Source organism: Bradyrhizobium hereditatis (assembly GCF_020329435.1).
Lineage (GTDB): Bacteria > Pseudomonadota > Alphaproteobacteria > Rhizobiales > Xanthobacteraceae > Bradyrhizobium > Bradyrhizobium hereditatis.
Map to the genome: position 1 here is coordinate 87,832 of NZ_JAGKJK010000005.1, position 25,808 is coordinate 113,639.

20 protein-coding genes are annotated in these 25,808 nt (G+C 62.8%); 7 read left to right on the top strand and 13 right to left on the bottom strand.

From position 1 onward, the window contains the following. Positions 1 to 44: 44 nt before the first annotated feature. From htpG to J6524_RS13160, 3 genes are all read right to left on the bottom strand, one after another. Positions 45 to 1,913, bottom strand: a complete 1,869-nt coding sequence (gene htpG / locus J6524_RS13150) for a molecular chaperone HtpG (protein ID WP_225671087.1) — start codon at positions 1,911 to 1,913, stop codon at positions 45 to 47. Positions 1,914 to 2,017: 104 nt separating this feature from the next. Continuing rightward, positions 2,018 to 4,006: an HlyD family type I secretion periplasmic adaptor subunit gene (locus J6524_RS13155; protein WP_225671089.1), complete on the bottom strand. Its 1,989-nt coding sequence runs from the start codon at positions 4,004 to 4,006 to the stop codon at positions 2,018 to 2,020. After that, entirely contained in the window at positions 4,003 to 5,718 is a 1,716-nt protein-coding gene (locus J6524_RS13160) for a type I secretion system permease/ATPase (RefSeq protein WP_225671797.1), read from the bottom strand. Before J6524_RS13160 ends, J6524_RS13155 begins: the two co-directional genes overlap by 4 nt. 576 nt (positions 5,719 to 6,294) lie before the next feature. Here J6524_RS13160 and J6524_RS13165 point away from each other — a divergent pair. The 3 genes from J6524_RS13165 to J6524_RS13175 all read left to right on the top strand — a co-directional run bounded on the left by J6524_RS13165 (position 6,295) and on the right by J6524_RS13175 (position 10,943). Next, positions 6,295 to 7,743, top strand: coding sequence for a hypothetical protein (locus J6524_RS13165; RefSeq protein WP_225671090.1), 1,449 nt, complete (start codon positions 6,295 to 6,297; stop codon positions 7,741 to 7,743). A gap of 251 nt (positions 7,744 to 7,994) precedes the next feature. Next, positions 7,995 to 9,869, top strand: a complete 1,875-nt coding sequence (locus tag J6524_RS37690; protein WP_225671091.1) for an ethylbenzene dehydrogenase-related protein — start codon at positions 7,995 to 7,997, stop codon at positions 9,867 to 9,869. Next, positions 9,870 to 10,943: a 2Fe-2S iron-sulfur cluster-binding protein gene (locus J6524_RS13175; RefSeq protein WP_225671092.1), complete on the top strand. Its 1,074-nt coding sequence runs from the start codon at positions 9,870 to 9,872 to the stop codon at positions 10,941 to 10,943. Positions 10,944 to 11,143: 200 nt separating this feature from the next. On the opposite strand, the gene J6524_RS13180 is transcribed toward J6524_RS13175, so the two are convergent. From J6524_RS13180 to J6524_RS13200, 5 genes are all read right to left on the bottom strand, one after another. Continuing rightward, complete coding sequence (locus J6524_RS13180) at positions 11,144 to 11,635, bottom strand: glutathione S-transferase family protein (protein WP_249789440.1); 492 nt, start codon at positions 11,633 to 11,635, stop codon at positions 11,144 to 11,146. Continuing rightward, complete coding sequence (locus J6524_RS13185; RefSeq protein WP_225671094.1) at positions 11,632 to 12,177, bottom strand: glutathione S-transferase N-terminal domain-containing protein; 546 nt, start codon at positions 12,175 to 12,177, stop codon at positions 11,632 to 11,634. The genes J6524_RS13180 and J6524_RS13185 overlap by 4 nt, the downstream gene beginning before the upstream one ends. A 92-nt stretch (positions 12,178 to 12,269) precedes the next feature. Further along, positions 12,270 to 13,076 (bottom strand): MBL fold metallo-hydrolase, encoded by an 807-nt coding sequence (locus J6524_RS13190; RefSeq protein WP_225671095.1) that lies wholly within the window; start codon positions 13,074 to 13,076, stop codon positions 12,270 to 12,272. A gap of 72 nt (positions 13,077 to 13,148) precedes the next feature. Continuing rightward, positions 13,149 to 14,771 (bottom strand): gamma-glutamyltransferase, encoded by a 1,623-nt coding sequence (ggt, locus tag J6524_RS13195; RefSeq protein ID WP_225671097.1) that lies wholly within the window; start codon positions 14,769 to 14,771, stop codon positions 13,149 to 13,151. A gap of 43 nt (positions 14,772 to 14,814) precedes the next feature. Next, positions 14,815 to 16,791, bottom strand: a complete 1,977-nt coding sequence (locus J6524_RS13200; RefSeq protein WP_225671099.1) for a primary-amine oxidase — start codon at positions 16,789 to 16,791, stop codon at positions 14,815 to 14,817. Between the two features lie 63 nt (positions 16,792 to 16,854). On the opposite strand from J6524_RS13200, the gene J6524_RS13205 reads away from it, so the two are divergent. Next, a complete protein-coding gene (locus tag J6524_RS13205; protein WP_225671101.1) occupies positions 16,855 to 17,910 on the top strand; it encodes a helix-turn-helix domain-containing protein in 1,056 nt (351 codons plus the stop codon). On the opposite strand, the gene J6524_RS13210 is transcribed toward J6524_RS13205, so the two are convergent. The 5 genes from J6524_RS13210 to J6524_RS13230 form a co-directional block, all read right to left on the bottom strand. Beyond that, a complete protein-coding gene (locus tag J6524_RS13210) occupies positions 17,895 to 18,917 on the bottom strand; it encodes an NAD-dependent epimerase (protein WP_225671103.1) in 1,023 nt (340 codons plus the stop codon). The genes J6524_RS13205 and J6524_RS13210 overlap by 16 nt on opposite strands. 39 nt (positions 18,918 to 18,956) lie before the next feature. After that, positions 18,957 to 20,276 carry a UDP-glucose dehydrogenase family protein gene (locus J6524_RS13215; RefSeq protein WP_225671105.1) on the bottom strand — a complete coding sequence of 440 codons (1,320 nt, stop codon included), beginning with the start codon at positions 20,274 to 20,276 and terminating at the stop codon, positions 18,957 to 18,959. A gap of 71 nt (positions 20,277 to 20,347) precedes the next feature. Beyond that, entirely contained in the window at positions 20,348 to 21,136 is a 789-nt protein-coding gene (locus tag J6524_RS13220; RefSeq protein ID WP_225671107.1) for an FkbM family methyltransferase, read from the bottom strand. Positions 21,137 to 21,220: 84 nt separating this feature from the next. Beyond that, positions 21,221 to 22,654 (bottom strand): mannose-1-phosphate guanylyltransferase/mannose-6-phosphate isomerase, encoded by a 1,434-nt coding sequence (locus J6524_RS13225; RefSeq protein WP_225671799.1) that lies wholly within the window; start codon positions 22,652 to 22,654, stop codon positions 21,221 to 21,223. Positions 22,655 to 22,695: 41 nt separating this feature from the next. Beyond that, positions 22,696 to 23,463 carry a sugar transferase gene (locus J6524_RS13230; protein WP_283843307.1) on the bottom strand — a complete coding sequence of 256 codons (768 nt, stop codon included), beginning with the start codon at positions 23,461 to 23,463 and terminating at the stop codon, positions 22,696 to 22,698. Positions 23,464 to 24,006: 543 nt separating this feature from the next. Here J6524_RS13230 and J6524_RS13235 point away from each other — a divergent pair. The 3 genes from J6524_RS13235 to J6524_RS13245 all read left to right on the top strand — a co-directional run bounded on the left by J6524_RS13235 (position 24,007) and on the right by J6524_RS13245 (position 25,702). Beyond that, positions 24,007 to 24,150: a hypothetical protein gene (locus J6524_RS13235; protein ID WP_225671111.1), complete on the top strand. Its 144-nt coding sequence runs from the start codon at positions 24,007 to 24,009 to the stop codon at positions 24,148 to 24,150. Positions 24,151 to 24,213: 63 nt separating this feature from the next. Next, entirely contained in the window at positions 24,214 to 24,945 is a 732-nt protein-coding gene (locus J6524_RS13240; protein ID WP_225671801.1) for a metallophosphoesterase family protein, read from the top strand. Positions 24,946 to 25,108: 163 nt separating this feature from the next. After that, positions 25,109 to 25,702, top strand: coding sequence for a polysaccharide biosynthesis/export family protein (locus J6524_RS13245; RefSeq protein ID WP_225671113.1), 594 nt, complete (start codon positions 25,109 to 25,111; stop codon positions 25,700 to 25,702). Positions 25,703 to 25,808 lie beyond the last annotated feature (106 nt).

Sequence of the window (25,808 nt, forward strand, 5' to 3'; positions counted from 1 at the left end):
ATACGGCCGGATTGGAATTTCGGTTCAGCGCGCGGCGAAACGTCCTACCCCTTCGCGATCCCCCGCAGCACCAGTTGATTGAGCCGGTTCGCAAACGCAGCCGGATCCTCGGGCAATTCGCCATCGAGGATTTGCGCCTGCTCCAGCAGCAGGAACGAGAGGTCCTTGGCCGCATCCTTGTCGCCGGTGATCGCCACCACCAGCGGATGACGCAGGTTGATCTCGAGGATCGGCTTGGTGGTTGGCCCCCTGTTCTGCATCGCGAGCAGCCGCTCGAGCATGCGGTCCTGCGCGCCGCCGCCGGCGACGAGACACGAGGCGCTCGAGGTCAGCCGCTGCGAGGCGCGCACGTCGGAGACGCGCTCGCCGAGCGCATCCTTGATCAGCGCAATCGTCGTGGCTTCATCGGCGCCCGGCTCGTCCTTCTTGTCCTCGGCCTTTTCGTCCAGCAGCGGGATCAGGCCGAAATCGATATCGCCTTGGCTCAGCGACTTTAGCGGCTTGCCGCCGAAATCGAGCGACGCCGAGGTCCAGAACGCATCGACCGGATCGGTGAGAAGCAACACCTCGATGCCGCGGGCGGTTGCAGATTCCAGTTTCGGATTCGACTTCAGCCGCTCGATGCTCTCGCCGGTGAGATAAAAGATGTCGGTCTGGTTCGGCCTGATATCATCAACATATTGCTTCAGCGAACGCTTCTCGCCCTTCGTGGTGGTGAAGCGCGACAGCGCCAGCAGCTTCTCGCGCCGCTCGTAATCCTCCCAGATGCCTTCCTTGATCACGGGACCGAACGCGTCCCAGATCTTGGCGAACGCCTCCGGCTCCTTCTCGCCGAGAGTTTCCAGTTCCGATATCACGCGGCCGGTGACGGCTTTCCGGATCTGCGCGAGCTGCGGATTGTTCTGCAGCATCTCGCGCGAGATGTTCAGCGGCAGGTCCTCGCTGTCGATCACGCCGCGGATGAAGCGCAAGTATGCCGGCAACAGATCGGCATCATCAGCGATGAAGACGCGGCGGACATAGAGCTTGACCTTGCCCTTGCGCGCCTGGTCGAACAAATCGAACGGCTTGGTCGATGGCGCGAACAAAAGCACCGCATAGGACTGCCGGCCCTCGGCGCGGTAATGCAGCGTCATCGCCGGCTCGTCGAACGCGCCGGCGACCTGCTGGTAGGCCTGCTTGTAATCTTCCGGCTTGAGCTCCGATTTCGGCCGCTGCCAGAGCGCGCTGGCTGAATTGATCTGGCGCGGCCCGCCCTCTTCCGGCACCAGTTCGATCGGAAACTGGATGTTGTCGGACCAGGCCCGGACGATGCGCTCGATCTCATAGGTCTCGAGATACTTCGCCGCTTCCTTTTTCAGGTGCAGCACGATCTCGGTGCCGCGGGTGACGCGCGCCGCGTCTTCATCGCTGGCCGGCGCGATTTCAAATCCGCTGCCGCCCGAGGACGACCAGACGAAGACCTGATCGGAGCCGGCGCGGCGGCTGGTGACGACGATGCGCTCGGCGACCATGAACGCCGCATAGAAACCGACGCCGAACTGGCCGATTAGATTGGCGCCGTCCTTGGCCTCGGTGAGGCGGGAGATAAATGACTTGGTGCCGGAACGCGCAATAGTGCCGAGATTGTCGATCAGCTCCTGCCGGTCCATGCCGATGCCGCTGTCGACTACTGCAAGGGTATTGGCCTTCTTGTTCGGCGAGATGCGGATCTTGGGCGGCGCGCCGTCGGCGATCAGCTCGGGGGCCGCGATCGCCTCATAGCGCAGCTTGTCGCAGGCGTCCGACGCGTTCGAAATCAGCTCGCGCAGGAAGATGTCGGTCTCCGAATAGACCGAGTGCACCATCAGGTTCAGAAGCTCGGCAACCTCGGCCTGGAACGGCTGGGATTCGGGGGCAGTGGTAGTGGTCATACGGATCTCACAATAGACGCAAGGCAGGACGGAAAGCCCTGATATAGCGCTGCCATTTAAAGTGGCAAGATTTGCGAGAACCCGTCAAAACCCATGCTATCCCCTCACCGCTCGACGAAGGCGCGCTGGAACTGATCCAGAATCGGCTTGAACAGGTAGCTCAGCATGGTCCGGCTGCCGGTCTGCATGAACACTTCCGCGGGCATGCCGGAGACGAGCTGCAACCCGGCGAGAAGCCGGCGCTCCTCTTCCGGCAGCATGATCCTGACAGTGAAATAGGACATGCCGGTCTGCTGGTCGCGGGTGGTGTCGGGCGAGACGAACGAAACCTGCCCGATCAATTGCGGCGTGACCCGCTGGTTAAAGGCCGAGAAGCGGACGAACGCCTGCTGGCCCTTGCGCACCTGATCGATATCGTTCGGCTGCAGCCGCGCCTCGATCTGTAGATCGTCAGAGTCCGGCACCACCTCCATGATGGTGTCGCCGGCGCGAATGACGCCGCCGATGGTATGGGCGGCCAATTGATGGATCACGCCCGATGTCGGCGCGCGCATCTCGATGCGCTCGAGCACGTCGCGCGCGGCGACAGCGCGCTCTGAGAGCTCGGCTTCCTTGCCCTGCGCCTCGCCGAGCTCCTTGACGACCTCGGTGCGGACATCCTGATCGAGCCTGACGATCTGAAGCTTCGCCTCGTCGATCTTGGTCTTGGTCTCGGCGATCGTGGAGAGCAACTGGCCGCGTTCGCCTTCGATTCTGGCACTCTCGCGCTGCAAGGCCGTGAGCCGCGCGATCGGCACCAGACGCTTGTCGAAGAGGTCCTGAACGCCGGTGAGTTCGCCGGTGATCAGTTCGAGTTGCTTGGCCTTGGACGCGACCTGCGCTTCAAGGCCGATGATCTCCTCGCCAAGCTGCGCAACCTTGCTCTGCAGCAATTCCTTCTGGCTCTCGCGCGCCGTCACCCGTGCCCTGAACAGCGAGGCCTCGGAGGCGAGCAGCGTCTTGACATTGTTGTCGTCAAGTCGGTTCGACAATTCCGGCGGTATGGCCGGCTTGGGCAGACCGTCGCGCTCGGCGACCAGGCGCGAAATTTTCGCGCGCATTTCGTCGAGCTGCTTGCTCACCACCTGAAGGCTGGCTTGCGCTTGCGTCGAATCCAGCCGCAGCAGGAGATCGCCGGCCTTGACCCGCATGCCGTTACTGACCGCGATCTTCGCGACGACGCCGCCGGTCGGATGCTGGATGGCCTTGACATTGGACTGCACCACGAGATTGCCCGGCACCACGACGGCGCCAGACAACGGCACGAACGCCATCCAGCCGCCCGCCAGCCCGCCGACGATGAGCAGCGCCCGCAAGCCGGTACGCAACTCGTGCTCGTAGGCGCGCCCCGCACGCTGCGTGATGCTCTCGCCGGGAGTCGCCGCATCCGCCGAAGCATCGCGATTGGCCAGGAAGGCAACGCCGGCGGTCAGGCCATTGCGGACGATCCGTGCCACTGAGCGATCGGGCGACACGGGACCTGCCGGGCTCGGCGGCGCCAACTGCGGCGCCTCGATGCGAGGCGGCTCACGTCTTTCGTCGATCTGCAATAGCTCCGGCCGCGACCTCGGCATGTTCAAAAGGGATGGATCATCGGGCGCGATGATCGGACCGCGCGCCTGGCGTTCGCTCCGCCACGCATTGTCATCTACCGCGCCTCGCGCGCGGCCGCGCGGTGGCGGCGCTGGTGGAGGTGACGCGAACTCCGGCTCGCGCGCGCGTCGGCCGCGCGGCGCCGGAGGCTCGATATCAACGTCATCGGACTGGGATGATCCGAAGGGGCCAAGCCACGCATCGAGCACCCGCCCCATCTTGCCTTTCTTGCGCCGCTTCGGGCGGCCCGGTCGCGGACGCCGTGCCGCGGTGCGTTCATCTTGTGGCGGACGGCGAAGCGGCGGCCGCTGCTCCAGCCGATTGTCCTGCTCGAACGCCTGCCGCAATCGCTGCAGTTCGAGAATCAGCGCCTGACCTTGCGGCGCAGCGGCCTCGGCATCCGTTCCTTCGAACCGGCTCCGCACCCTTTCGTCGCGATGGACGTGATCGAAACCCTTCATGACGAAACACTCTCGGCAAGTGACGCGCGTGGCTCGGCCTTGGCTTGGGGTGAGGACTGCGCCGGTGCGGGCGGGCCCTTGCCGCCAGCGTTGCGAACGCGCGCGAAGACTTCCTCGCTCGGCCCGAACGCGATCGCCTTGCCTTCGTAGAGCACCATCGTCATGTCGAGCGCGGAAAGCGCGCTCGGGCGATGCGAGATCACGACGACGATGGACTTGTTCTGGCGCATGATTCCAATGGCGCGCGTCAGGGCATTTTCGCCGTCGGCATCGAGATTGGCGTTGGGCTCATCGAGCACGAGCAGGAACGGATCGCCGTACACGGCGCGCGCCAGCCCCACGCGCTGCTTCTGGCCCGCCGACAGCGAAATGCCGCCGGCACCGATCCGGGTTGCGTAGCCTTCCGGCAGGCGCAGGATGATGTCATGGACGCCGGCGATCTGCGCGGCCTTGAGGATAGCGTCCGAGCTCGCATTCTCGTCGAAGCGGCAGATGTTCTCGGCAACGGTGCCGTCGAACAGGCCGACATCCTGCGGCAGATAGCCGATGTGACGGCCGAGATCCTCGTTGCGCCATTGATCGAGCGAGGCGCCGTCCAGCCGCACCGCGCCGCGATGCGCCGGCCAGATTCCAACCAGCGCTTTCGACAGCGACGTCTTGCCTGAGGCGCTCGCCCCAAGCAGCGCCAGCCCCGAGCCGGCCTTGAGCGAAAACGTGACACCTGAGACGATCGGCATGTCGCGGCCCGGCGGGGCGACCGCGAGATTCTGCACGGATAATTCGCGGCACGGACGCGGCAGCATGACCGGCGGTGGCGGAGGCGGCGCAGTCGCCTTGCAGATGTCGCGCAACCGCGCAAGCCCCTGGCGGGCGGCGGCCAGCTGTTTCCAGGTGCCGAGCGCGATTTCAACCGGCGCGAGCGCGCGTCCCATCAGGATCGAGGACGCGATCATGATGCCACCCGAAGCCTTGTCGGCAATGACGAGATAGGCGCCGATGCCCAGCATGCCCGATTGCAGGACATAGCGCAGCACCTTCGCAGCCGAGCCCAGATTGGCATGGACGTCGGTCGAGCGGATATTCTCCTGCAGGTAGCGCTCGTTGGCCTGCGACCAGCGCGCCGTCAATCGGTCGGTCATGCCGAGCGCCCGCACGATCTCCGCGTTGCGCTGCGTCGCATCCGCCAGCACCTGGCGCTGAGCATTCATGTCCATCGCCGCCTTGGCCGCACCGCGCGATATCCGCTCATTCAGCAAGGTCATGGCAACGATGGCCACCGTGCCGAGCAACGCGGTGAAACCGATCGCCGGATGAAACAGGAACAGGCCGAGCAGAAAGATCGGGATCCACGGCATGTCCAGGAACGCCGTCGGCCCCATGCCCGACATGAACGTGCGCACCTGGTCGAGATCGCGCAGCGGCTGCTGCATCAGGACCGGCTTGACCCCGCGCAGCGGCAAGGTGGCAAGCGCCCAATGGATCGAGGACTGCAGGCCGGCGTCGAACAGCGTTGCGATCCGGCACAGCATCCGCGACCGCATCGCATCGAAATATCCCTGCACCAGATAGGCGAACAGCACCATCAGGGACAGGCCGAACAGCGTCGCAAGGTTACGGCTCGGAATCACCCGATCGTATACCTGCAACATATAGATCGACCCTGATAGCATCAGGATGTTGATGACGCCGCTGAATACGGCGACACCGATCATGCGACGCCCGCTCGCCCGCAGCGCGTTCGCGACGGGATCGTCGGCAGCCAGCGTCGAACGCAGGCCGGAAATTGCGCGCGACATTTGTACTGCTCGCGCCTGCGGCTGGCCTTGAGCCATACTCATTGAACTGCCCTTCGACCCGCGCCTCCGCCGAGTCTCCCTGCAGGTCTCCTTGACGCGTGATGCGGACCATTTTTCGGCGAGAATGCGACGGATGCCGATTCTTCAAGTTCGCGCTTGGGTAGAACGATGGCAAACGTTTCGTCAGCGCCGACGCGTTGCGCGCGCGGCCACCTGAAATTCCACAGCCGGTGGCGCGTTCTTGCGATTCTGCGAGGAGCGCGGATAGCGGGTAGCGACAAGTTTTTCGCGTGCGCCTCATTCGTCATCCTTCGGCGCGGCTCGCGTCACGGATTCGTCCGTCTATCACCTTGCTTCGGCGCTCATTGGTCGCCGTGTGGGCCGAATGACGCCACGAAGCTCGATGATCCTTCATCCTGCGCACATCCTGCTCCCCGGCGGATAGCTGCGCCACACGTCAAGAACTCCTAAGGAAGTAACAGGGGACGAACAATGGCTCGCTTCGCTCACGGAGATCAGTCCGACGTCGATCTCGATCCGCCGATCGATGAAGTCGCCAGTCCGTCGGTCGCTCCTTCTTCGCCATCCACAGTAACGTCAGAGGAAACGCCGCCGGCGACCCCAACGGCGGCACGGCCTGTCGGTTCGAGTTTCTCCGACCTTAGCGCCACCTTTAACGGCATGGCGCGGCCGCCGGCGGATGCTTCGCCGCAAAGCGCTATCGACCAAGGCGGCCAGGGGCCTGCCAGCCTTGCGCTCCACACCAATGATCTGACCACAGTGCAAAGCAATCTGCTGGCCGAACTCAATACAGGCCAGTTTTCCGGCGCTGCGCTCGGCCATGTTCAGGCGGTCTTGTCCGACATCACCAGCGCTATTTCGGCGGCCAACGCCACGGTGAACGCGGCAGGCTCGTTCGGCGCGGCGGCCGCACAGCAAACGCTTCGCGCCAGCATCATCAATGCCGTCAATACCGATCCCACGCTGGCGAATCCGGCGCCCGAGGCGCCCCTGCCCGCCGCGCCGGCCGCCAAACCGCACAATCTCGCCGAGATCGGCGCGATGTTCGAGGACGTGGCCAGTCAGATCCTCGGCGGGGTCAACGACGACAACCGCGCGCAGATCACCGACGACATCAATGCCGTGATATCGGACATACAGGCGCTGATGGCTGCCGATCCGAAACTGTTCGAGGGGCTGACCGGCGAGCATGCCGACAAGATCGTGCAGCAACTCCAGCTCGAACTGGTCTATATCAACGACCCTTCAATAAGCCCCACCGCGGCGCAGGCCAGCAGCGATAACATCCTCGACATTATCGAGATCATTCAGGGCGATGCCAAGCTGGCGGATATGGCGACCCAAGGCGGCATCGGCGACTCCTTGCCGGATGCCGGCAATCCGGATCCGATCCATCTCGACAACGCCGTTGAGACGGCGTTCGTGGCCAATTTCATCGCGCAGTCCAATTCGCTTGGAAAGCAGGCCGTTGAGCTCGTGGGCAGCAACGACGCAGGCGCCATCGCCACGCTGATCGAAGATCTCAGGGCGTTCGAGAAGAGCATCACCGATCTCGACCCGACACAGGGCGGCATGCTCGGCGCCGAGATTGCCGCGATGATCAAGGGATTGCAGACGGGTGGTGCGGCCCTGGTCACTGCGGCTGCCGGCCAGATGCACGGCAATGCGGTCGATCTCGGCAATAGCAATGTCCCCGTGACCGGAGGTACCTACAATGCAAACGGCGTGACGGTCGCCGAGGTGCTGGGGACACCGGTGGCCACCGAAACGACGACGGCGCCGGCCGTACAACAGGCCGCGGCTCCCGCCATCAGCGTCGAGCCGGTGACGTTGGCAACCGCTGACGTTGCCGCGCCGGTCGTCGACCACGATCTTCCACCGGCGCCCGAATTGGCGCATTTGCATCACATGTGGGGATAGCGGCGCGCGGCACGACCTCCGGCGTTCCCGATGCTTCCGGGCACGCTGGAGGCCGATACATCAGAGAAGCGCGTTCGCCGATCCGGCTCACGCGGCGTGCGCATGAAGGCATTTTCGTCGGCCTGCGCCTGCCAAGGACGAAAAAAACGAGGTCTCGGCAACAAGAGACCACCAGCAATAGGGCAGCGACATCGGCGGTTGGTGGGATCGGCGCGGTTGCTGCTTCGGAAGTGAAGTAGCGGGGCGTATGCGTGAGGCAGCGTAAGACGGACTATGGGACCATCATTCTACACTGGACGTTCGTCGCGGCATTTGCCGTTGCGCTCGTCACCGGCTTGCGCATCGCGACGGAAACCCCCGACCGCACCTGGATCAACTGGTTCGATGCCGTGTTGCCGCGCGACAGCGTATGGATCGCCCACATGCAGGCGGCCGTCGTCCTGGTCGCCGTGGCGATCGGCTACATCGTCTACATGCTCCGCTCCGGTCTTGGACGCCGCGTCCAGCTCGACAAAGTTCGCCTGCGCGGCCTGTTCGGCCGCGGGCAGGCGCGATTGAGCGCAGTGATCGCCCTGATGTACTGGATCTTCTTTGTCACGATGTCGATCCTGCTGGTCAGCGGCGGCGCGCTCTATTTCGGCTTCTACTCCGGCTATGACGTGGCGATGCTGCACTGGGTGGGGACCTGGGTGATCCTCGCCTTCGTCGTGCTTCACGTCCTGACCCAGTACAAGAGCGGCGGCGTTGCGCAGCTCCTGCGCATCTTTCGTCCAGCTCCTTTGCCCGCGCCGCCACCGCGGCTCGATGCGGTCGAACTGCTGGGGATGCTCGCCGAGCAGTCGGCACGCCTGCCGGACACCGACGGCGCGCCACCGGAAGTCTCATCCCATCCGCTGCAGCCGCGCGCCGACATGCGGCGGGAGCGGACGACGGAGCCGGATCGGACGCCGCCAAACGCCGGTCCGGCACACTCCCGAAACCCGACCCTGCAGGCCAACGCATTCGTCGTGGCAGCCGCTGCGGCGATCACTGGTGCCTCGCTGCTGGTGGCAACAGACCGGCTGGCCGTGGACAGCGTGCAGATTCGCCGCATCAATCCCGCCGACGCCCCGACCCTCGACGGCGACACCTCCGATCGGGCCTGGCGCGGCGTCAAGCCGTTCTCGCTGCTAACCGGAGAAGGCGGCAATTTCGACGGCAAGGGCGAGACCAGAATCGCAATCCGCGCGGTGCATGACGGCACCTACGCGTATTTCCTCTTCACCTGGGAAGATTCGACGCGTTCGCTGAAGCACCTGCCGCTGATCAAGCAGGCCGACGGATGGCATCTGCTGCATTCCGGCTTTCAGATCGGCGACGAGCATCAATACAATGAAGACAAGTTCTCGGTGCTGCTGACCACCTCTGATGTCACGCTGGCCGGTGGCCGCACCTTTCATCCTGGGCCGCAGCCGGTCGCCGGCGCCCCGGCCACCATGAGCGGCCGCGGACTGCACTACACGGCAGCCGGCTATGCCGATGTCTGGCAGTGGAAGGCGACCAGTGGCGCGTCCGGGTGGATGGACGATGCCCATTTCGGACCGCCGCTCAATCCGACCCCGATGCAGGCGGCAAACGTCGTGCCGTACAAGGGCGGCTTCGCGCCCGATCCGGGAGCGGCGAACTATCGCGACAATTTCACCGTCGAGGCCGACCTTACCGGCGGTCCGCGCCGCAGCCGCCTGGTCGCGCCGCTGCGCCTGCCCAAGATCGTCACCGCTACATCGGATGCATTGGGAGATATCGATCTCGATCCCAATCACGGCGAAAGCGACGGCGCACGCTGGTTCATGACCGAGCAGGATTCAATTCCCTATTCGACCGAATTAGATGCCCGCATCCCAACCGGTACCGTGATCCCCGGTGTCATCCTGGGCGGCGAATTTTCAGGCGATCGCGCCGACGTTCGATCTGCAGCCCGCTGGGCTTCCGGCCATTGGGCACTGGAGGTGAAGCGCCGGCTCGACACAACAAGCGAATTTGACGTGCCGATCAGAAGCGGCGTGTTCATGCGGGTTGCCGCATTCGATCACAGCCAGATCAGACATACACGGCATGTCCGGCCCATTCGTATCGAGGTGGAATAAATGTCAAGGATTTGCAAGGTCACAATCAACAACGAGCCATTTCTGGCGAACCGCGGCGAGCTTCTGCTCGATTGGGCGCTGATGAACGGCGTCGATCTGCCACACGATTGCCGCTCCGGCATCTGCGGCGCCTGCCGCGTGCGCTTGGTCGACGGCAAGGTATTTGGCGGCCACAGCCGGGGCGACGAGATGATCCACGCCTGCCAGGCCAGAATCGTTTCCGATCTCGAGATTGCGATCGAGGCCGCGCCCGAGCCAGTGACGCTGTCGGCGGAAGTGGCGCAGACCGTTCAGCTCGCCCCCGACGTGGTCGGCGTCGACATCGGACTGCCGAAGCCGCTCGACTACCTTCCCGGTCAGTATTGCAAGCTGCAGTTTCAGGGATTCCCCGCGAGGTCCTACAGCCCGACCTATCCGCTGGAAGGTCCGCCGCACGACCACCTCTTGCATTTTCACATCCGCAAGGTCACGGACGGTCAGGTATCGTCGGCGCTCGGCCACGACATCCGCCCCGGGCACCGGGTCAAGCTGATGGGGCCGTACGGCCGCGCGTTCTTCCGGCAAGGCCATGAAGGCCGCATCGTTCTCGTCGCGAGCGGCACCGGTTTCGCCCCGATGTGGTCGGTTGCCGTCGCCGCGATCATGGAGCAGCCGAAACGGGAAATGGTGTTCATTGTCCAGGCGCGCAGCCTGCGCTCTCTCTACATGCATGCCGCCCTCTGCCGGCTGGCGCTGTTTCCCAACGTCACGCTGATCCCGATGGTGTCGGAGCCGCAGCAGGTCTCGCATGCCGTCCGCAGCGGCCGGCCGACTGATCATTTGCCAAAACTGACGGCCGACGATGTGGTCTATACCGCCGGTGCGCCGGCGATGACGGATGCGGTGGCGCGGATCGCCAAGGCCGCGGGCGCACGATGCTACACCGACCCATTCGTGCAGGAGGCGCGGACGGTCGAACAGCCCGGCCTGATGTCGCGCCTCACCGGCTGGCTCAACGAGCCGAAGAGCGCCATCCCGCTGCAGCCGGCGCCGATGCCGCGCGGCGCCGCCGCGGTTGGCGTGGGTAACCGTTAGCGGGCAGTGGGCTAGAGAAGTAAGCCCGGATGCGAATGTGATCCGTCACCCTGAGGAGGCCGCGAAGCTGCCGTCTCGAAGGGCGACGGCCACCAGCCGGGCCGCACATCCTTCGAGGCTCGCTTCGCTCGCGCCTCAGGATGACGGGACTGCTAGCGCGTGCGCGCTGCCTGGGCCTACCCTCACTATGCTTTTGGCGATCACGCCGCGGCAGGCAGCAGCCTCTCGCAGCCCGTCCCCGCGATGATTGACGACACTGCGTGCCGCGCGGAAGTATCCAGCTTGCCGTACTCCTCGCCGATCCACTTGATACATTTGGCCTGATAGGGGAATGGCTCCTGCACCCAGGGCAGGCCGTCGACTTCCGCCTCGACCTTTGCCGCGCCCTGCGCGACCGCTTTCGCGTTGGCCAGCATCACGGGGACATAGACGCGGCCCATCTCGACGAACAGGTCCTTCAGCGTCGCCGGAATATTGTCGCGCGAAATCCAGTCTGCCTCTGCCGGCTCGACGCCGGAGAGGTCTTCCAGCACTTCGGTCCAGGCGAACAGGCGGGGCGCTTCACTGAGTGTGATCGCTGTCGGCGTCAGATCGAAGCGCGCCAATTGGGGCAGTTGGCCATAGGCCGCAAAATCCGACGTGCCGGGACGCGCGCCCATCAGGAACGGATGATACTCTAGATGGCGTTTCATGGCGCCGAGATAACGGCGGAAGCTCGCCTCGATGACGGGGCGCGGTGGTGTCGTTGGAGCCGACGACATAGAGGCGCGAGATCTGGCGGTCCTTGATGAAGGGCCTTCGGCGCGAGCGCAGCTTCGGTCATCGGCTTGACCGACCAGCGCGGCAGGATTTCCGCGGCCTGCTCTGCATCGGCAGGAAAATGCCAGCGATAGTGAAACATCGCCTTGGTGAGCCACTCGTCGGCAAAGTCTTCCAGGAGATAGTCGAGGAAGGCGATCGCAGGATCCGATGGCACGAGCTTTCGATCCGGATAGTCGCGCTCGAACCGGCGGAGTAGCGGCGTCGAATCGACGACCGCCTCAATCGAGCCGTCCTCCTTCGTGAAATAGAAGGTCGGCAGCAGTTGCGGCTTCGGCCTGGGTAGATCGGTCGGCGTGCGGTGCGAGCCGACCAGGAGACGATAGGGAATGCGGCGGTAGCGCAAGGCCGCCAGCATCTTGCGTGTATAGGGCGAACCTGGCGCACCCAGCAGCATCAAGGGCGAATGTGGCATCGTGCTCCCCCCGTTTCTTGTCTGGCAATGATACTGCCAACGGCAAAACGGATGGAGAAGCCCCATAAAGATGGGATCGGCCAGCCGCGCTTTCAGCCCGAGATGGCTGCGATATACCGTCGGACGGACATTTCGAACGCCGCCTTGGCATTGCCTTCGATGTTACGGCCCCACCACGCACCATAGATGCGGTCGAACGCCAGTGGCTCGACCGCACCGGCGATGCGACGCACCGCTGCGGCATTGAGCGGAATGTAATTCGGATAGCTGTACATGAAGGAGAGTGAGCGACGGTCCATCGCGACCATCGCAATGTCTCCGGTGAGCAACGCGCCCCTACCCTCCGCACCGGTGCGCCAATGCAGGATGGTGGCGCCGGCAAAGTGACCACCGGTCCGCACCAGAAGAATGTCGTCGGATATCCGATAAGTGTCGCCGGTCCATGGCACGATGGTCCGATGCGGCCGCGTGACGAAGGCACTGTCATCGGCATGCAGATAGGCCGGCACACCGCCGAACGCCTCGCTCCAGTCGGCGACCGCGCCATAGTAATGCGGGTGTGAAATGGCGATTGCCTTCAGGCCGCCGAGCGAGCGGATGTAATCGATAGCTTCGGGAGTAGCGAGCGGCACGCAGTCCCACATCACGCAGCCGTCCGCCTCCCGCACCAGCAGCGCGCGCTGACCAATCGCAAAACCTGGTTCGAGGCCGATGCCGGGAATGCCGAGATCGTCGCGCCAGACGAGCTTGTGACTTTTCGCCAGTTCCTCGCGGGTGAGCCACGCTTGGCCCTTCCAGTTCACATACTGCCGCTCATCCTCGCAGACCAGACACGCGGCCGGCGGCTCGGCGCTATCGGGAAACTGGGCGCCACATTGTTCGCAGGTCCATAGCGGCATCGGCATCACTCCTGTTGGCGGAGTGGTAACGCAGAATGGCACGGTCAGCCAATGCGCGACGTAGATCAATAGTTAGTAACCGATCGCCGCGCCGTCGCTGCGCGGGTCGGAACCGCCGCTCAACATGCCATTTCGTCGGTTGATCGTGATGCCATGCGCGTGACCTGCCATTTCGTTCCAGGCTTCCCAGCGATTGATGAGGTGGCCGCGTTGCGCGAGCGCATCGATCGTGCTCGCGGGAAAGCGGCTTTCCATATGCAGGGTGTCGCGCGCCTCGCCGAGCGCGAAGCGTCCGGACAGGAACCGCGGCATCTCGATCGCTTCCTGGATGTCGAGACCGAAATCGATCATGGCGGAATAGAGCTGCAGCTGGATTTGCGGCTGCCCGTCCGCGCCCATGCAGCCGAGCACGCTCCAGAGTTTGCCATCGCGCTTGGCCATCGAGGCAATCAGCGTGTGCAGCGGAATCTTGCCGGGCTCGAGGCGATTGGGATGGCGACGATCGAGCGAGAAATATGCGCCACGATTTTGCAGGATCACGCCGGTCTTTCCTGCCACCACGCAGGAGCCGAACGCTCCGTAAAGGCTTTGGATCAGTGATGCAGCATTGCCATCGCGATCGACCGTGGCGACATAGACCGTATCGCCGGACAGGCAGCCATAGGACGGCACCATATCCCACCTCAATGCCGATCGCCCGTCGATCAGCCGCCCACGCTCGGCCGCATATTCCTTGGAGATGAGACGCTCGACCGGCACCTCGGCAAAGGCAGGATCGGCGAGCATCTGGTCGCGGTCGTGGTAGGCGATCTGCTTGGCCTGCACCATGAGATGCACATGGTCGGGTCCGAGGAAATCCTTGCGATGCAGTTCGTGCGGCTCGAGGAGGTTGAGCATTTCGAGCACGGTAAAGCCCTGCGTCGGCGGCGGCGTGTTGAAGACCGTGACGTCGCGGTAGTGGCCGACAAGAGGTTCGCCCCAGACGGCCTTCTGCCGGCGGAAATCACCGAGCCGGAACAGGCCGCTGTTTTCTTCCGAGAAGCGCGCCATCTCGGCGGCCACTTGGCCATCGTAAAATCCTTCCCATCCATGATCCGCGATCGATTGCAGCGTGCGCGCGAGATTTGCGTTGGTCAGCTTCGTTCCTGCCGGCGCGGCCGTGCCTTGCGGAAAGAACAACGCGGCGGTCTCGTGATCCCTCGCGAGATCATCGCGCATCATCTCGATGAAGCTCGCAAGGCGGCCGGTGACCGGATAGCCGTCGCGCGCATAGAAGATTGCGCTTTCCAGCACGCGACTGAGCGGCAACCGTCCATGAACACCATGCGCCTCTATCCAGCTCGCCACTGCACCGGGCACCGTCAGCGTCGCCGGCACGATGCCGCGCAGCGGAATCCCGTTCAGTCCGCGCGCTTCGAGCGCGGAAAGCGTCGCGCCCTCGGCCGCCTTGCCGCCGCCATTGAGGTAGCGGATCTCGCCGCTCGCACCATCATGGATGAGCCAGAACGCATCGCCGCCGAGCCCGGTCATGTGCGGATAGACCACCGCGAGCACGGCGCTGGTTGCGATCGCGGCATCGATCGCAGAGCCGCCGGCGCGCAGCACGTCGAGGCCGGCGGCGGAAGCGAGCGAATGCGGCGACGTCACCATGCCCTGTGACCCCAGCGTCACGGGCCGGCCGGTGCGGATATCCAATTTCAAGCCTCCGATTTACCAACGATACCGGCCACGGCAATCTTCAGCCGCAGCACGAGCCAGTGTCGCGATTGTCACGGCTGGCGCTGTTGCGGTCGGGCGGCAGGTCCATCGCTGGATTCTCGGCAAAGAAGCCGTTCGGCTTCAGCGTGAAGCCGACATACTCAACCGGCATCACCGGGAAATCCTCGGGACGGCAGACATGCGTCGCCCCAAAGCTGTGCCAGACTACAATATCCTGGTTTTCGATAGAACGGTTTTTGGCAGCATATTTCGGCAGGCCGTCGCCGCCGGCATGCTGGTTCGGAAACTCGCCGCTGGCATAGCGTTCATCGGGCGCGTAGCGCGTCACCCAGATGTGCTTGGTCGCAAAGCCGCCGCGTTCGGTCATGTAGCAGCCCGGCTGCGCCAGCATCACAGGCGCGCTATGCGCGATCAGCTTGTACGCCGTCGGGCCGCCGACGCTGTTCTTCCTGTTGGGATTGGTGATCTTCCAGTACCGCCCGGTCCGGCCATCGGCCTCGCGGACCGCGTCACGCTCGCGCGACAGCACCTGCGTCGTGGTGTCGAACACATTGCCATAAGGATTATCAGTGCCCCATGGCCGCGGCCGGAACTCATGCTCGGTGACGGTATTGCCCTCGCCGTCCAGCATCATGTGCAGGCGCGCATTGAAGAAATGCTGGTGCGTTGGGCCGCCGAGATTGTCGGCGACCATGCCGCCCCACGGATAGGATTTGCCGGATGCGACCGCCGCCGTCTGGATGATGCCGGTGAGCTTGACTTCGAGCTGAATGGTGCCGTCCTGGTAGAAGTACCAGAAGAATCCGTAATCGTAGTTTCCGACCGTCGTGAAGAAGGAGATGACGAGACGGCGCGACCGCCGCACCTCGAAGGTCTCGTTGCGGAATTCGTAGTGCTTCCAGAGGATGCCGTAGTCCTCTTCGTGCAGGCAGATCGCATTCTTCATGATGGTCGGCTGGCCGTAGTCGTCGGCGACCGGCACGTCGAAATAGTGGATATGGCCGAGACAGTCGCAGCCGAGTTCGAGGGCGTTGGCGAGCTTGCCCAAGCCATATTCCCCGGCATCGAACGCGCATTTCCAGAAATGGTTGGCGGTCGGATCGGCATAGGGAACGATCATATCGGTGATGCTGGCCCGATAGATGATCGGCCGCTCGTCCGCGCCGTCACGAAATGCGATCTGATGCAGCACGAGGCCTTCGCGTGCGGTCCAGCCGACGCGGAACGACCAGTTCTGCCAGGAGACCTTCCAGCCCTCGACGGTGAAACTCGGGCCGTCCTTTTGGACGATATCCAGCGCCTTCACGTCGTTACGCGTTTGCGGGATCGACGCGCGGTCGTAGCTGCGCGATTGCTTGGGGATCGGAATGATCTCAGGCTCGTCGACGAGATGGACGATCCTGTTCTCGATCAGGTCGACCAGCGCGACCACGCCTTCGATCGGGTGCGCATAGCCATTGTCCTTGAGATTCTTGCGCCAGTAGGACACGGCGCTGACCAGCCTGCGGCCCTTCTCCACTTCGCGGTCGAAGTAGCCGGCCGAGAACGGATCGACCTGAACGAGCTCGATCTCTTCGTCGCTGAGGCCGCGCCGCTTCATCGCGCGTCGCCAGTCCGCATCGGCCTTGACGATGTCGCCGACCTTGAAGACTTCCTCGATCGTGATCGGCGGCTGGCCGTAAGGATGGGCCTTGGTCGAATACTCCCGCCATTCCGTGACAGTCCTGGTTTCGAGATCCACGGTCGCGGTGTGCGTCGCGCCGGACTTGCAGTCGAACAGAGTGACGGCGGCCCGACGTGGGGGTCTCGATGTCAGCGTCCATCCAAGGACATCTGGTTTGGCCGGCTCTTCGAGCTGCACGTGGGTGAATCGCGCGTGCGGACCGAGGCTCTTTGCTTGCTTCAATATTTCAGACGCCAGCGCGACTTCGGTTTCGCTGAGCGGATCGAGCGGATGGCCGGCCGCGATGCCGGCGGATGGCTTTGTGCGCACCATATCGGACCGAATTCCTCCGGGAACTGACGTCAGGCTACGGCCGCCCGGGGCATCGCGTCTTGAATGAGCCTGCCACCTCCGGGCCGGTTCGGCCCTTGCCAGAGCCACAGGTCCTGGGCGACGCTGGGGGAACTCCAACCCGATCTCGTTGAGGCCATGCCGATCAGCGTCTCCACTGACTCGATCCTCCCGACGGATCGCCAGGCGTTCTGGACCGAGGCGATCTGCCGGTCCTTCGCCAATGTCGAGACCAGGCCGATCGGCTCGGCCGTGGTGAGCGGCCGCTTCGAGTTCGTCGAGATCGGCGATGCCAAGCTCGTGCGCTTCGACAGCAGCCCGCAATGCTACACCCGCGATGCCAGGCTGGTGAGCCGGGCCGGCTCGGACGAGTTCATGTTCGATTTCCAGCGCCGCGGCCGCAGCGCCATGATGCAGGCCGGCAATGAAGGCACGATCGATCCGGGATATGGCGTGCTCTACGATGCGCGGCGTCCGTTCGAGGACCGCCTGTTCGGCCCCGAACAACGCGCCGAGGTCTTGATCGCAACCGTGCCCGCTGTGTCGCTGCTGCGCGCCCTACCGAGTGCGGAGCGGCTTTGCGCCAGGCCCGTGCCGCTGTCGAGCACGATGGCGCGCGCAGTCGCGGCCTTCGTACATGCGGCAATCTCGGTGCCGAGTGCGCCGGCCAGGCGCGGAGAGCCCGACATCGTCGCCTATCTGTCGGCGCTATTGCGCGTCGCCGCAGGCGCCGATCATCAGCTCGCCCGCCCGGACCTGTTCCACCTGATCGACCGCTATCTCAAAGCAAACCTCAGTAACGTTCGATCGGCACCGACGCTCGCCGCCGAATTCAGCATTTCCGAGCGGACCTTTCACCGCATCTTCGCCGACCGTGAGACCACGTTCGAGCGCCACGTTCTTCATCTTCGTGTCGAACTATTCAAAGACCTGTTGCGGCAGGCTTCGCCGGCGAACGTTTCGATCGCGGCGCTGGCGCATCAGTGCGGCTTCGCCGATGCCGCCCATGCCACGCGCACATTTAAAGACAGATTTGGCCTGACGCCACGGGACTTTCGCACCAGCGCGCCCGAGCAGGGAATCAATCAAGCCTCACAATAGCTGCGATACCAGCTCGCGAAGCGATGAATGCCGTCCTCGATCGGGGTCGAGGGACGAAAACCCACGTCGCGCACGAGATCATCGACATCGGCGTAGGTCGTCGGCACGTCGCCCGGCTGCATCGGCAGCATTTCCTTGTTAGCCTTGCGTCCCAACGCCCGCTCGAGGATATCGAGCACGAGCATCAATTCCTGCGGCCTGTTGTTGCCGACATTGTAAATGCGCCAGGGGGCGATGCTCGACCCCGGGTCCTGAATTCCGTCCAGCCCCGGCCCTGGCGGTCCGACTTGCGGCGCGCGATCGATCAGGCGAACCAGCGCCTCTGTCACGTCGTCAATGTAGGTAAAGTCGCGAAGCATCCGGCCGCCATTGAACAGCTTGACCGGATTGCCGCTGATAATGGCATCCGCAAATACGAACAGCGCCATGTCGGGCCGGTACCACGGGCCATACACCGTAAAGAACCGCAAGCCAGTGCATGGGATGCCATAGAGATGGCTGTAGGAATGCGCCATCAGCTCGTTCGCCTTCTTGCTGGCTGCATAGAGGCTGATCGGATGATCAACATTGTCATGCACCGAGAACGGCAGCTTCCTGTTGGCCCCGTAAACGGACGATGACGACGCGAACAGGAGATGACGGCAACCATTGTGCCGGCAGCCCTCCAGGATATTGGTGAAGCCGACCAGGTTTGCGTCAACATAGGCGTGCGGATCCCTTAGCGAGTATCGCACGCCTGCCTGCGCGGCGAGATGGATGACGACGGGAAACCGGTAGCGCGCAAATAGCGCCGGCATCGCAACGCGATCCGCCACGTCAAGCCGCTCGAACTGAAAGCGTTCATCGTTGCGGAGAATGTCGAGCCGTGCCGCCTTCAGCCGCGGATCGTAATAGCCATTGAGATTATCCACCCCAACGACGCGATGGCCGGACTGCAGCAGCCGCTGCGCCACGTGGAATCCGATGAATCCCGCAGCTCCCGTTACCAGAATTGGCTGATCAGGCATCATGTGCGCATCCTCCCGCCGAGGTCGTGACGGTCCATGTCAGTACGCCATCGATTTCGGCCGCCCGACGCCGCAGTAAAGAAAGCCGTTCCGCTCCACCTCCTCCGGAGAGTAGATGTTGCGGAGATCAACGATGACGGGACAAGCCATGATGGTGGACAGCTCCTTGAGATCGAGTGCCCGGAACTGCTCCCATTCGGTGACGATGACGAGCGCGTGGCATCCCTTGGCGCAGCGATAGGCATTTTCGCAGAACGTGACGTTCTCGAACACCTTCTTCGCCTGCTCCATACCGACAGGATCGAAAATACGAACCTGGGCGCCCATGTCCTGCAATGCGGTGATGAGCGGAATCGACGGCGCGTCCCGCATATCGTCGGTGTCAGGCTTGAAAGTGACGCCGAGCACGCCAATGGATTTTCCCCTGATATTGCCGCCGAACGCGTTCGCGACCTTGCGCGCCATAGCCCGCTTGCGCTGATCGTTGACCGCGACCACCGTTTCCACGATCCGCACCGGCGCCTCATTGTCCTGGCCGGTCTTGATCAGCGCCATCGCATCCTTCGGGAAGCAGGATCCGCCGAAACCCGGCCCCGCGTGCAGGAACTTCTGTCCGATCCGGTTGTCGAGACCGATGCCGCGCGCGACTTCCTGCACGTTGGCGCCGACCTTTTCGGCAAGATCTGCGATCTCGTTGATGAACGCAATCTTGGTGGCAAGGAAGGAGTTGGCGGCGTATTTCGTCAGCTCCGCGGTGCGGCGGTCGGTATAGAGGATCGGCGACGCGTTGAGGTGAAGCGGCCGGTACACTTCGGCCATCACGCTGCGGGCACGCGCGTCATTCGTTCCAATCACGATCCGATCAGGATGCTTGAAATCGCGGATCGCCGCCCCTTCGCGCAGGAACTCGGGATTCGAGACGACGGCGACCGTGGCGGCGGGATTCTCTTCGCGGATGATGCGCTCGACCTCATCCCCGGTGCCGACCGGAACGGTGGATTTCGTGACCACCACCGCCTTCTCCGGAAGCGCGGTCGCGATCTGGCGCGCAGCCGCGTAGACATAAGACAAGTCGGCATGGCCGTCACCGCGGCGCGACGGCGTGCCGACCGCAATGAACACGACTTCCGCTTCCCTCACGGCCGATTTCAGGTCGCTGGCAAACGACAGGCGGCCCTGGCCGACATTTCGCGCCACCAGTTCGGCAAGCCCGGGTTCGTGGATCGGCATCTCTCCGTTTTTGAGGCCCTCCACCTTCTCCGCGTTGCTGTCGATACAGACCACTTGATGCCCAAAATCGGAAAAGCACGCCCCCGACACCAGCCCGACATAGCCGGCGCCAATCATCGCTATATGCATTACGGTTCCTGTCTGAAGAAGCCACGCGCGGCCGCACGCCGCGCCGGCGGGAATGGAAGTGAAACGACGCGTTAGCTGCTCAATATCGATTCACCGTCGAGATGGCGGGGAAAGAAGAAGAAGTTGTTGACGTAGAACCGCCCGTCCTTGCGGCCGCCGTCCGGTCGCAAGGCATCGGCATTCTGCAGACGCCGCGAATCGAACTGTTCCACGGCGATCACGTCATTGTTCTTCAGAAAGAATCCCCGATAGGATTTGTCCCGGAAGAATTCGAACACCGAGCGTGTCGCCTCGGCGCGATGGCGGTCCTCCGCCTCGACCAGGAAGACCGGCTGGCAGCGTTCCAGTAGCTCGACGGCGCCGTTCAGCACATTGAGCTCGTGGCCTTCGACGTCGATCTTCACGAACGCCACATCCTGGTCAATCACCGCATCGAGCCGCGCGATCGGCACATGGGCAGAGATAGATCTGGCCGATGAACTGACTCGCGCCTCCAGCGAGGCGAGACCATAGACCAGCCCATCTTCGCCTTGTGGGATATACAATTCGGCATCGCCGTCATGATCCGACAGCGCGATCTCATGGACGCTCACATTCCGCGCCGAGGTCCGCCGCAACAACCGTGCCATCTGCTGCGAGGGCTCGAAGGCATGAACCTGCCGGGAAAGCCGCGCCAGCCGGCGCGTGTAGAGGCCGCAGTTCGCGCCGACGTCGACCGTCACCGCATCATCGGGAATGACCTTGTCGAGGTAGGAGAGTTCACACTCCGCCGATTTGGGACGCCGCATGAAATGCCATTGCAGCCATATCGAGGGGAACGCATCCTTCACCAGCTCCTTGACCTGTTGCTTTGCGTTCATTGCCGCCTCCCTTCGTAGCGCACGCAAAAGTGACCATCGGCGCACGGCGTCCTCGATGCTGATGCTGCCTCCCCCAGGCGCATCTCAGACGCGGTCATAGATATCCTGAACGCGGACGATGTCGTCCTCCCCGAGATAGCTGCCCGACTGGACCTCGATCAGGTTGAGCGGAACCTTTCCGGGGTTCTCCAGACGGTGCATGCAGCCCAGCGGCACGAAAATCGATTCGTTCTCGCGCAGCAGGATTTCCTCGTCGTCGCGCGTGACGATCGCGGTGCCGTTCACCACGACCCAATGTTCGGCGCGATGATAGTGCTTCTGCAACGACAGCTTGGCGCCGGGATTAACGGTGATGCGCTTGACCTGAAACCGCTCGCCGGCATGGATCGACTGATAATAGCCCCAGGGTCGATGAACGCTGTGGGTCTGGGTCGCCGAGCGATGGCCGTTGGCCTTCAGCCGCTCGACAAGCTTCCCGACGTCCTGGTCGCGCTTGCGGCTGGTCACCAGCACGACGTCGGGCGAAGTTGCAATCACGAGATCCTCGACGCCGAGCGCCGCGACCAGTTGCCCGTCGCCCCGGACATAGCAGCCGGAGGCATCCTCCACGACCGCATCGCCAATCACGACATTGCCGGACTGATCCTTTTCCGCCATCGACCACAGCGCCGACCAGCTTCCGACATCGCTCCAGTCGAAGGTGGCGGGAACGACCACGGCGTTGTCGGTTTTCTCCATGATCGCGTAATCGATCGAGATGGACGGGCAAGCCTCGAAAGCGCTTGCGTCGAGCCGGAGAAAATCGAGATCGCGGGTGGCGCCGGTGAGCGCCTTGCGGCAGGCGGCGAGCACTTCCGGCGCACGCTGCGCCAATTCGTCGATGAACTGGCGCGCGGGCAGCAGGAATATGCCGCTATTCCAGACATGCTCGTCGCAGGCCAGCAGACGCTCGACCGTTACAAGATCCGGCTTCTCGACGAAGCAGGCAACACTGCGAATCGGAGACGCAGCTTCCATCTCGTCGCCCATCCGGATGTAGCCGAACCCGGTCGCTGCCGACGACGGCCGCACGCCAAACAGAACGAAGCGGCCATACCTCGCCGCCGTGATGCCCGTCGATACGGCAGCGCGAAACGCGGCGAGATCGCGCACCCAATGGTCGACCGGCATCGCCAGGATCACGGCATCGGGATCGGTCTCACTGGCGAGCAGGGCTGCGATCGCGACGGCAGGCGCCGTGTTTCTTCCGAACGGTTCGAGCACGATGGTTGGCCGATCGATGCCGACCGCGCGCAGCTGCTCGCCGATTGCAAAGCGGTGCTCGGCGTTGGCGATCACCATCGGATCGGAAAATAGCGTGGGGTCGTCGACCCGCAGCGCCGTCTGCTGCAGCAACGTGTTCTCGCCGAGCAGCGAGAGCAGCTGCTTGGGATAGGTCTCGCGCGAGAGCGGCCACAGCCGCGAGCCGGCGCCGCCTGACAGGAGAACGGGTACGATACGGCCGCGCGGCTCGATCATCGCCATTTGTATGGTTCCTTCGATACTTGGAGGTTGCGAGATCAGAAACCGCTGCCCGACAGGAACTCTTTGCGGATGGTGCGGATGATGATCATGATGTCGAGGCGCAGCGACCATCGCTCGATGTAGTGGAGATCGTAATCGATCCGCGAGATTGCTGGCCCGGATTCGGCCGTGCTTCCCCTGCAGCCATTGACCTGCGCGAGCCCGGTGAGCCCCGGCCGCGCGGTGTGGCGCTGGAAATAGTAGGGCACGAGATCTTCGTAAGGAAGATCGGCCGCCAGCATTCCCGGGACATGCGGCCGCGGCCCGACCAGCGACATGTCGCCCTTGATCACATTGATCAGTTGCGGAATTTCATCAAGGCTGGTCTTGCGCAGAATTCTTCCGATCGACGTGACGCGCGCATCGCCCTGCACCGTCTGCGTTACGCCGCGCACGTCGCATGCATCGCTGCGCATGGTGCGAAACTTGTAGATCTTGAAGCGGCGGTTTCGATAGCCGTAGCGATATTGAAAGAACAGCACCGGCCCCGGCGAGGTCACCTTGATCGCCACGGCAATGGCGATCAGCAGCGGGGCAAAAAACAACAGCGCGGCGCTGGCCGCCGTGACGTCGAAGATGCGCTTTGCGATCGACGACGACGGTTCTTTTCGCGCCACACGGCGCGAACGCCGACGGCCTCTGTACGCACCATGCGTACTACCGCCGGCAAACTCGACAGGACGGACCGATATCTGGGTTCGCTCTCTTCTGATCGGCGTGACATTATCGTTCCGATCGAAGTTGGCTGTCACGATGGAAGCCATGACTCTCCTCTGCGCTGGAACCGGACTGTGATAGAGCATGTCGAAATTGCTCGACACCGAGCGTAACGATTTCGCAGCAGCGAACGTCCGCTTTCGCGGTCGCTAAGACTTTCCAGAATCTTGAGCGAAATTTGGCGCGAAAACGAAAGTGATCCCGCAGACGCGTGGAACTGACTCGTTAAGAAAATATTGCGACGCGATATTCCGGTTTGTTCGGAGATGCTTAGTCGCGATGTGCCTGGTTAATGAGCTGCGCGAGACTCGAAGCAGCTATGCATAATCGAAAATCACGGAACAAATTCCATTGTTCGATTCTCGAGATTCAATTGAGCAAATGCATCGTCATCAGATCGCAACAAATGACGCTACGTCGTTGTTTGAAAGAGATTGCTCACCGAAAGCGAAGAGCATCGTCACGACGTGACAACAGAGTGTGATCAAGCCGCACGCGCCGTGCGATGATCGCAAGCTTTCGGAAGAAAAACAGAGGCGGCCGCGATTCGTGAGCCGCCCACCTCGCGGAACATTTCCGGGGAGGCGCCCATGATGGCCGAACGTCTGCATAGCCGCGCGCTGGTGCGACACGGCGAAGTGTTGCCTGATCGCAAGCTCAGAAACCGCATCATCATCGGCAATGTGATCGCGTGGCTGGCGATCGTGTTTCTGATTCTTCTGATCTTGTTCTAGCGCCACTATGTTGACACATCGTGGATTGACCGCCGTGCGGTTCCATGATCGACATTGCAGATCATGCACCGTCCCGCGGCATCTTCGCGCTCCGTAAGCGCTTCAGCGCCGGCCGGCACGCGCATCTATGCGGTCGGCGACATCCACGGCCGCGCCGATCTGTTGAGCGAGATCACCGCACGAATCGATGACGACATCAGGCGCAGGCCGATCGCACATACGGTCGAAGTCTATCTCGGCGACTACATCGATCGCGGGCCGCACTCAAAAACTGTGATCGATCTGCTCGCGGTCCGGCTGGTTGCTCATCACGCAGTGTGTCTGCGAGGCAACCACGAAGCTGTGATGGAAGGGTTCCTTCAGGATCCCGACATTCTGCCATACTGGCTGCAACTCGGCGGCATGCAGACGCTTGCATCTTACGGCATCGAACTACGCGACGACTCCGAAACAGCCTCTGCCTTGCATCGCCGCTTTATTGACGCGTTTCCTCGTGCACACGAATTGGTCATGCAATGCCTGCGCAACCATTTCAGTTGCGGCGATTTTCTGTTCGTGCATGCCGGCATTCGCCCAAACATTCCGATAGAACGTCAGGATATCAACGACCTAATCTGGATTCGCAACGAGTTCCTCGATTCTACGCGGACACACGAACGCTTCATCGTGCACGGTCATACACCGGTGCCGCACCCGGATATTCGTCACAACCGAATCAACATCGACACCTGCGCGTGGCGAACGGGAACCTTGACCTGCATTGCGATCGAGGGATCGACGATACTCTTCTTATGATGTGCTCTTAAGATGTGCACACGACTTTGATGTCTACACGACTCGTGAACCATGACGCGTTTGCGACTCGCTTACGATGCGATGGAACTCCTGCCTCACATTTTTTTGCCGTGTTTGCTTCGATAAGATCGGCGGCTGTACGTGCATTCACGGAGATGCAGCCATGCAGCAGCGGTCGTCCAGCGCCGGCCTGACGCTTCACTTTCTTCTATTCATCCTCGCGATCGCCGGCATCGTCGCGAGTCTTTCGCTTCACGCTTCGGCACAAACGCCGCGATCCGCACCGCCGTCGTCGGAGGAAAGTTACGTCCTCGGCCCGAACGACCGAATCAGGCTGAAGGTCTACGGCGAGCCCGACATCACCGGCGAATACGAAATCAGCAATAGCGGTCAGGTTTCGATCCCGCTCGCGGGCCACATCAGAGCTGCCGGCGCGACGACGCGGCAGCTCGAGAAATCGATCGCATCCGCGCTTGCAAAGGGAATCGTGCGTGATCCGCGCGTGAACGTCGAGATCGCGCAGTATCGGCCGTATTACATTCTCGGCGAGGTCAAGAAGAGTGGCGAGTATCCGTATCGCCATGGATTGACGGTGCTGGATGCGGTCGCGAGCGCCGGCGGCTTTACGTACCGGGCCAATGAAAACAAGGTCTTTCTGCGCCGCGCAGGCGCCGGTACGGAAGAGACTTATCCTCTCGATGCTCCCGTTCCGGTTTATCCGGGCGACAACATCCGAATTCCGGAGCGCTACTTCTAGCTATCCACGGAACTGCAGATGAGGTGAGTGCTGCGCGCAAGCGGATGATGGCGTTTGTGTTGCGCTGTCGTCACAGCATTTCGCGGATGCGAAAAATTTTGCAACG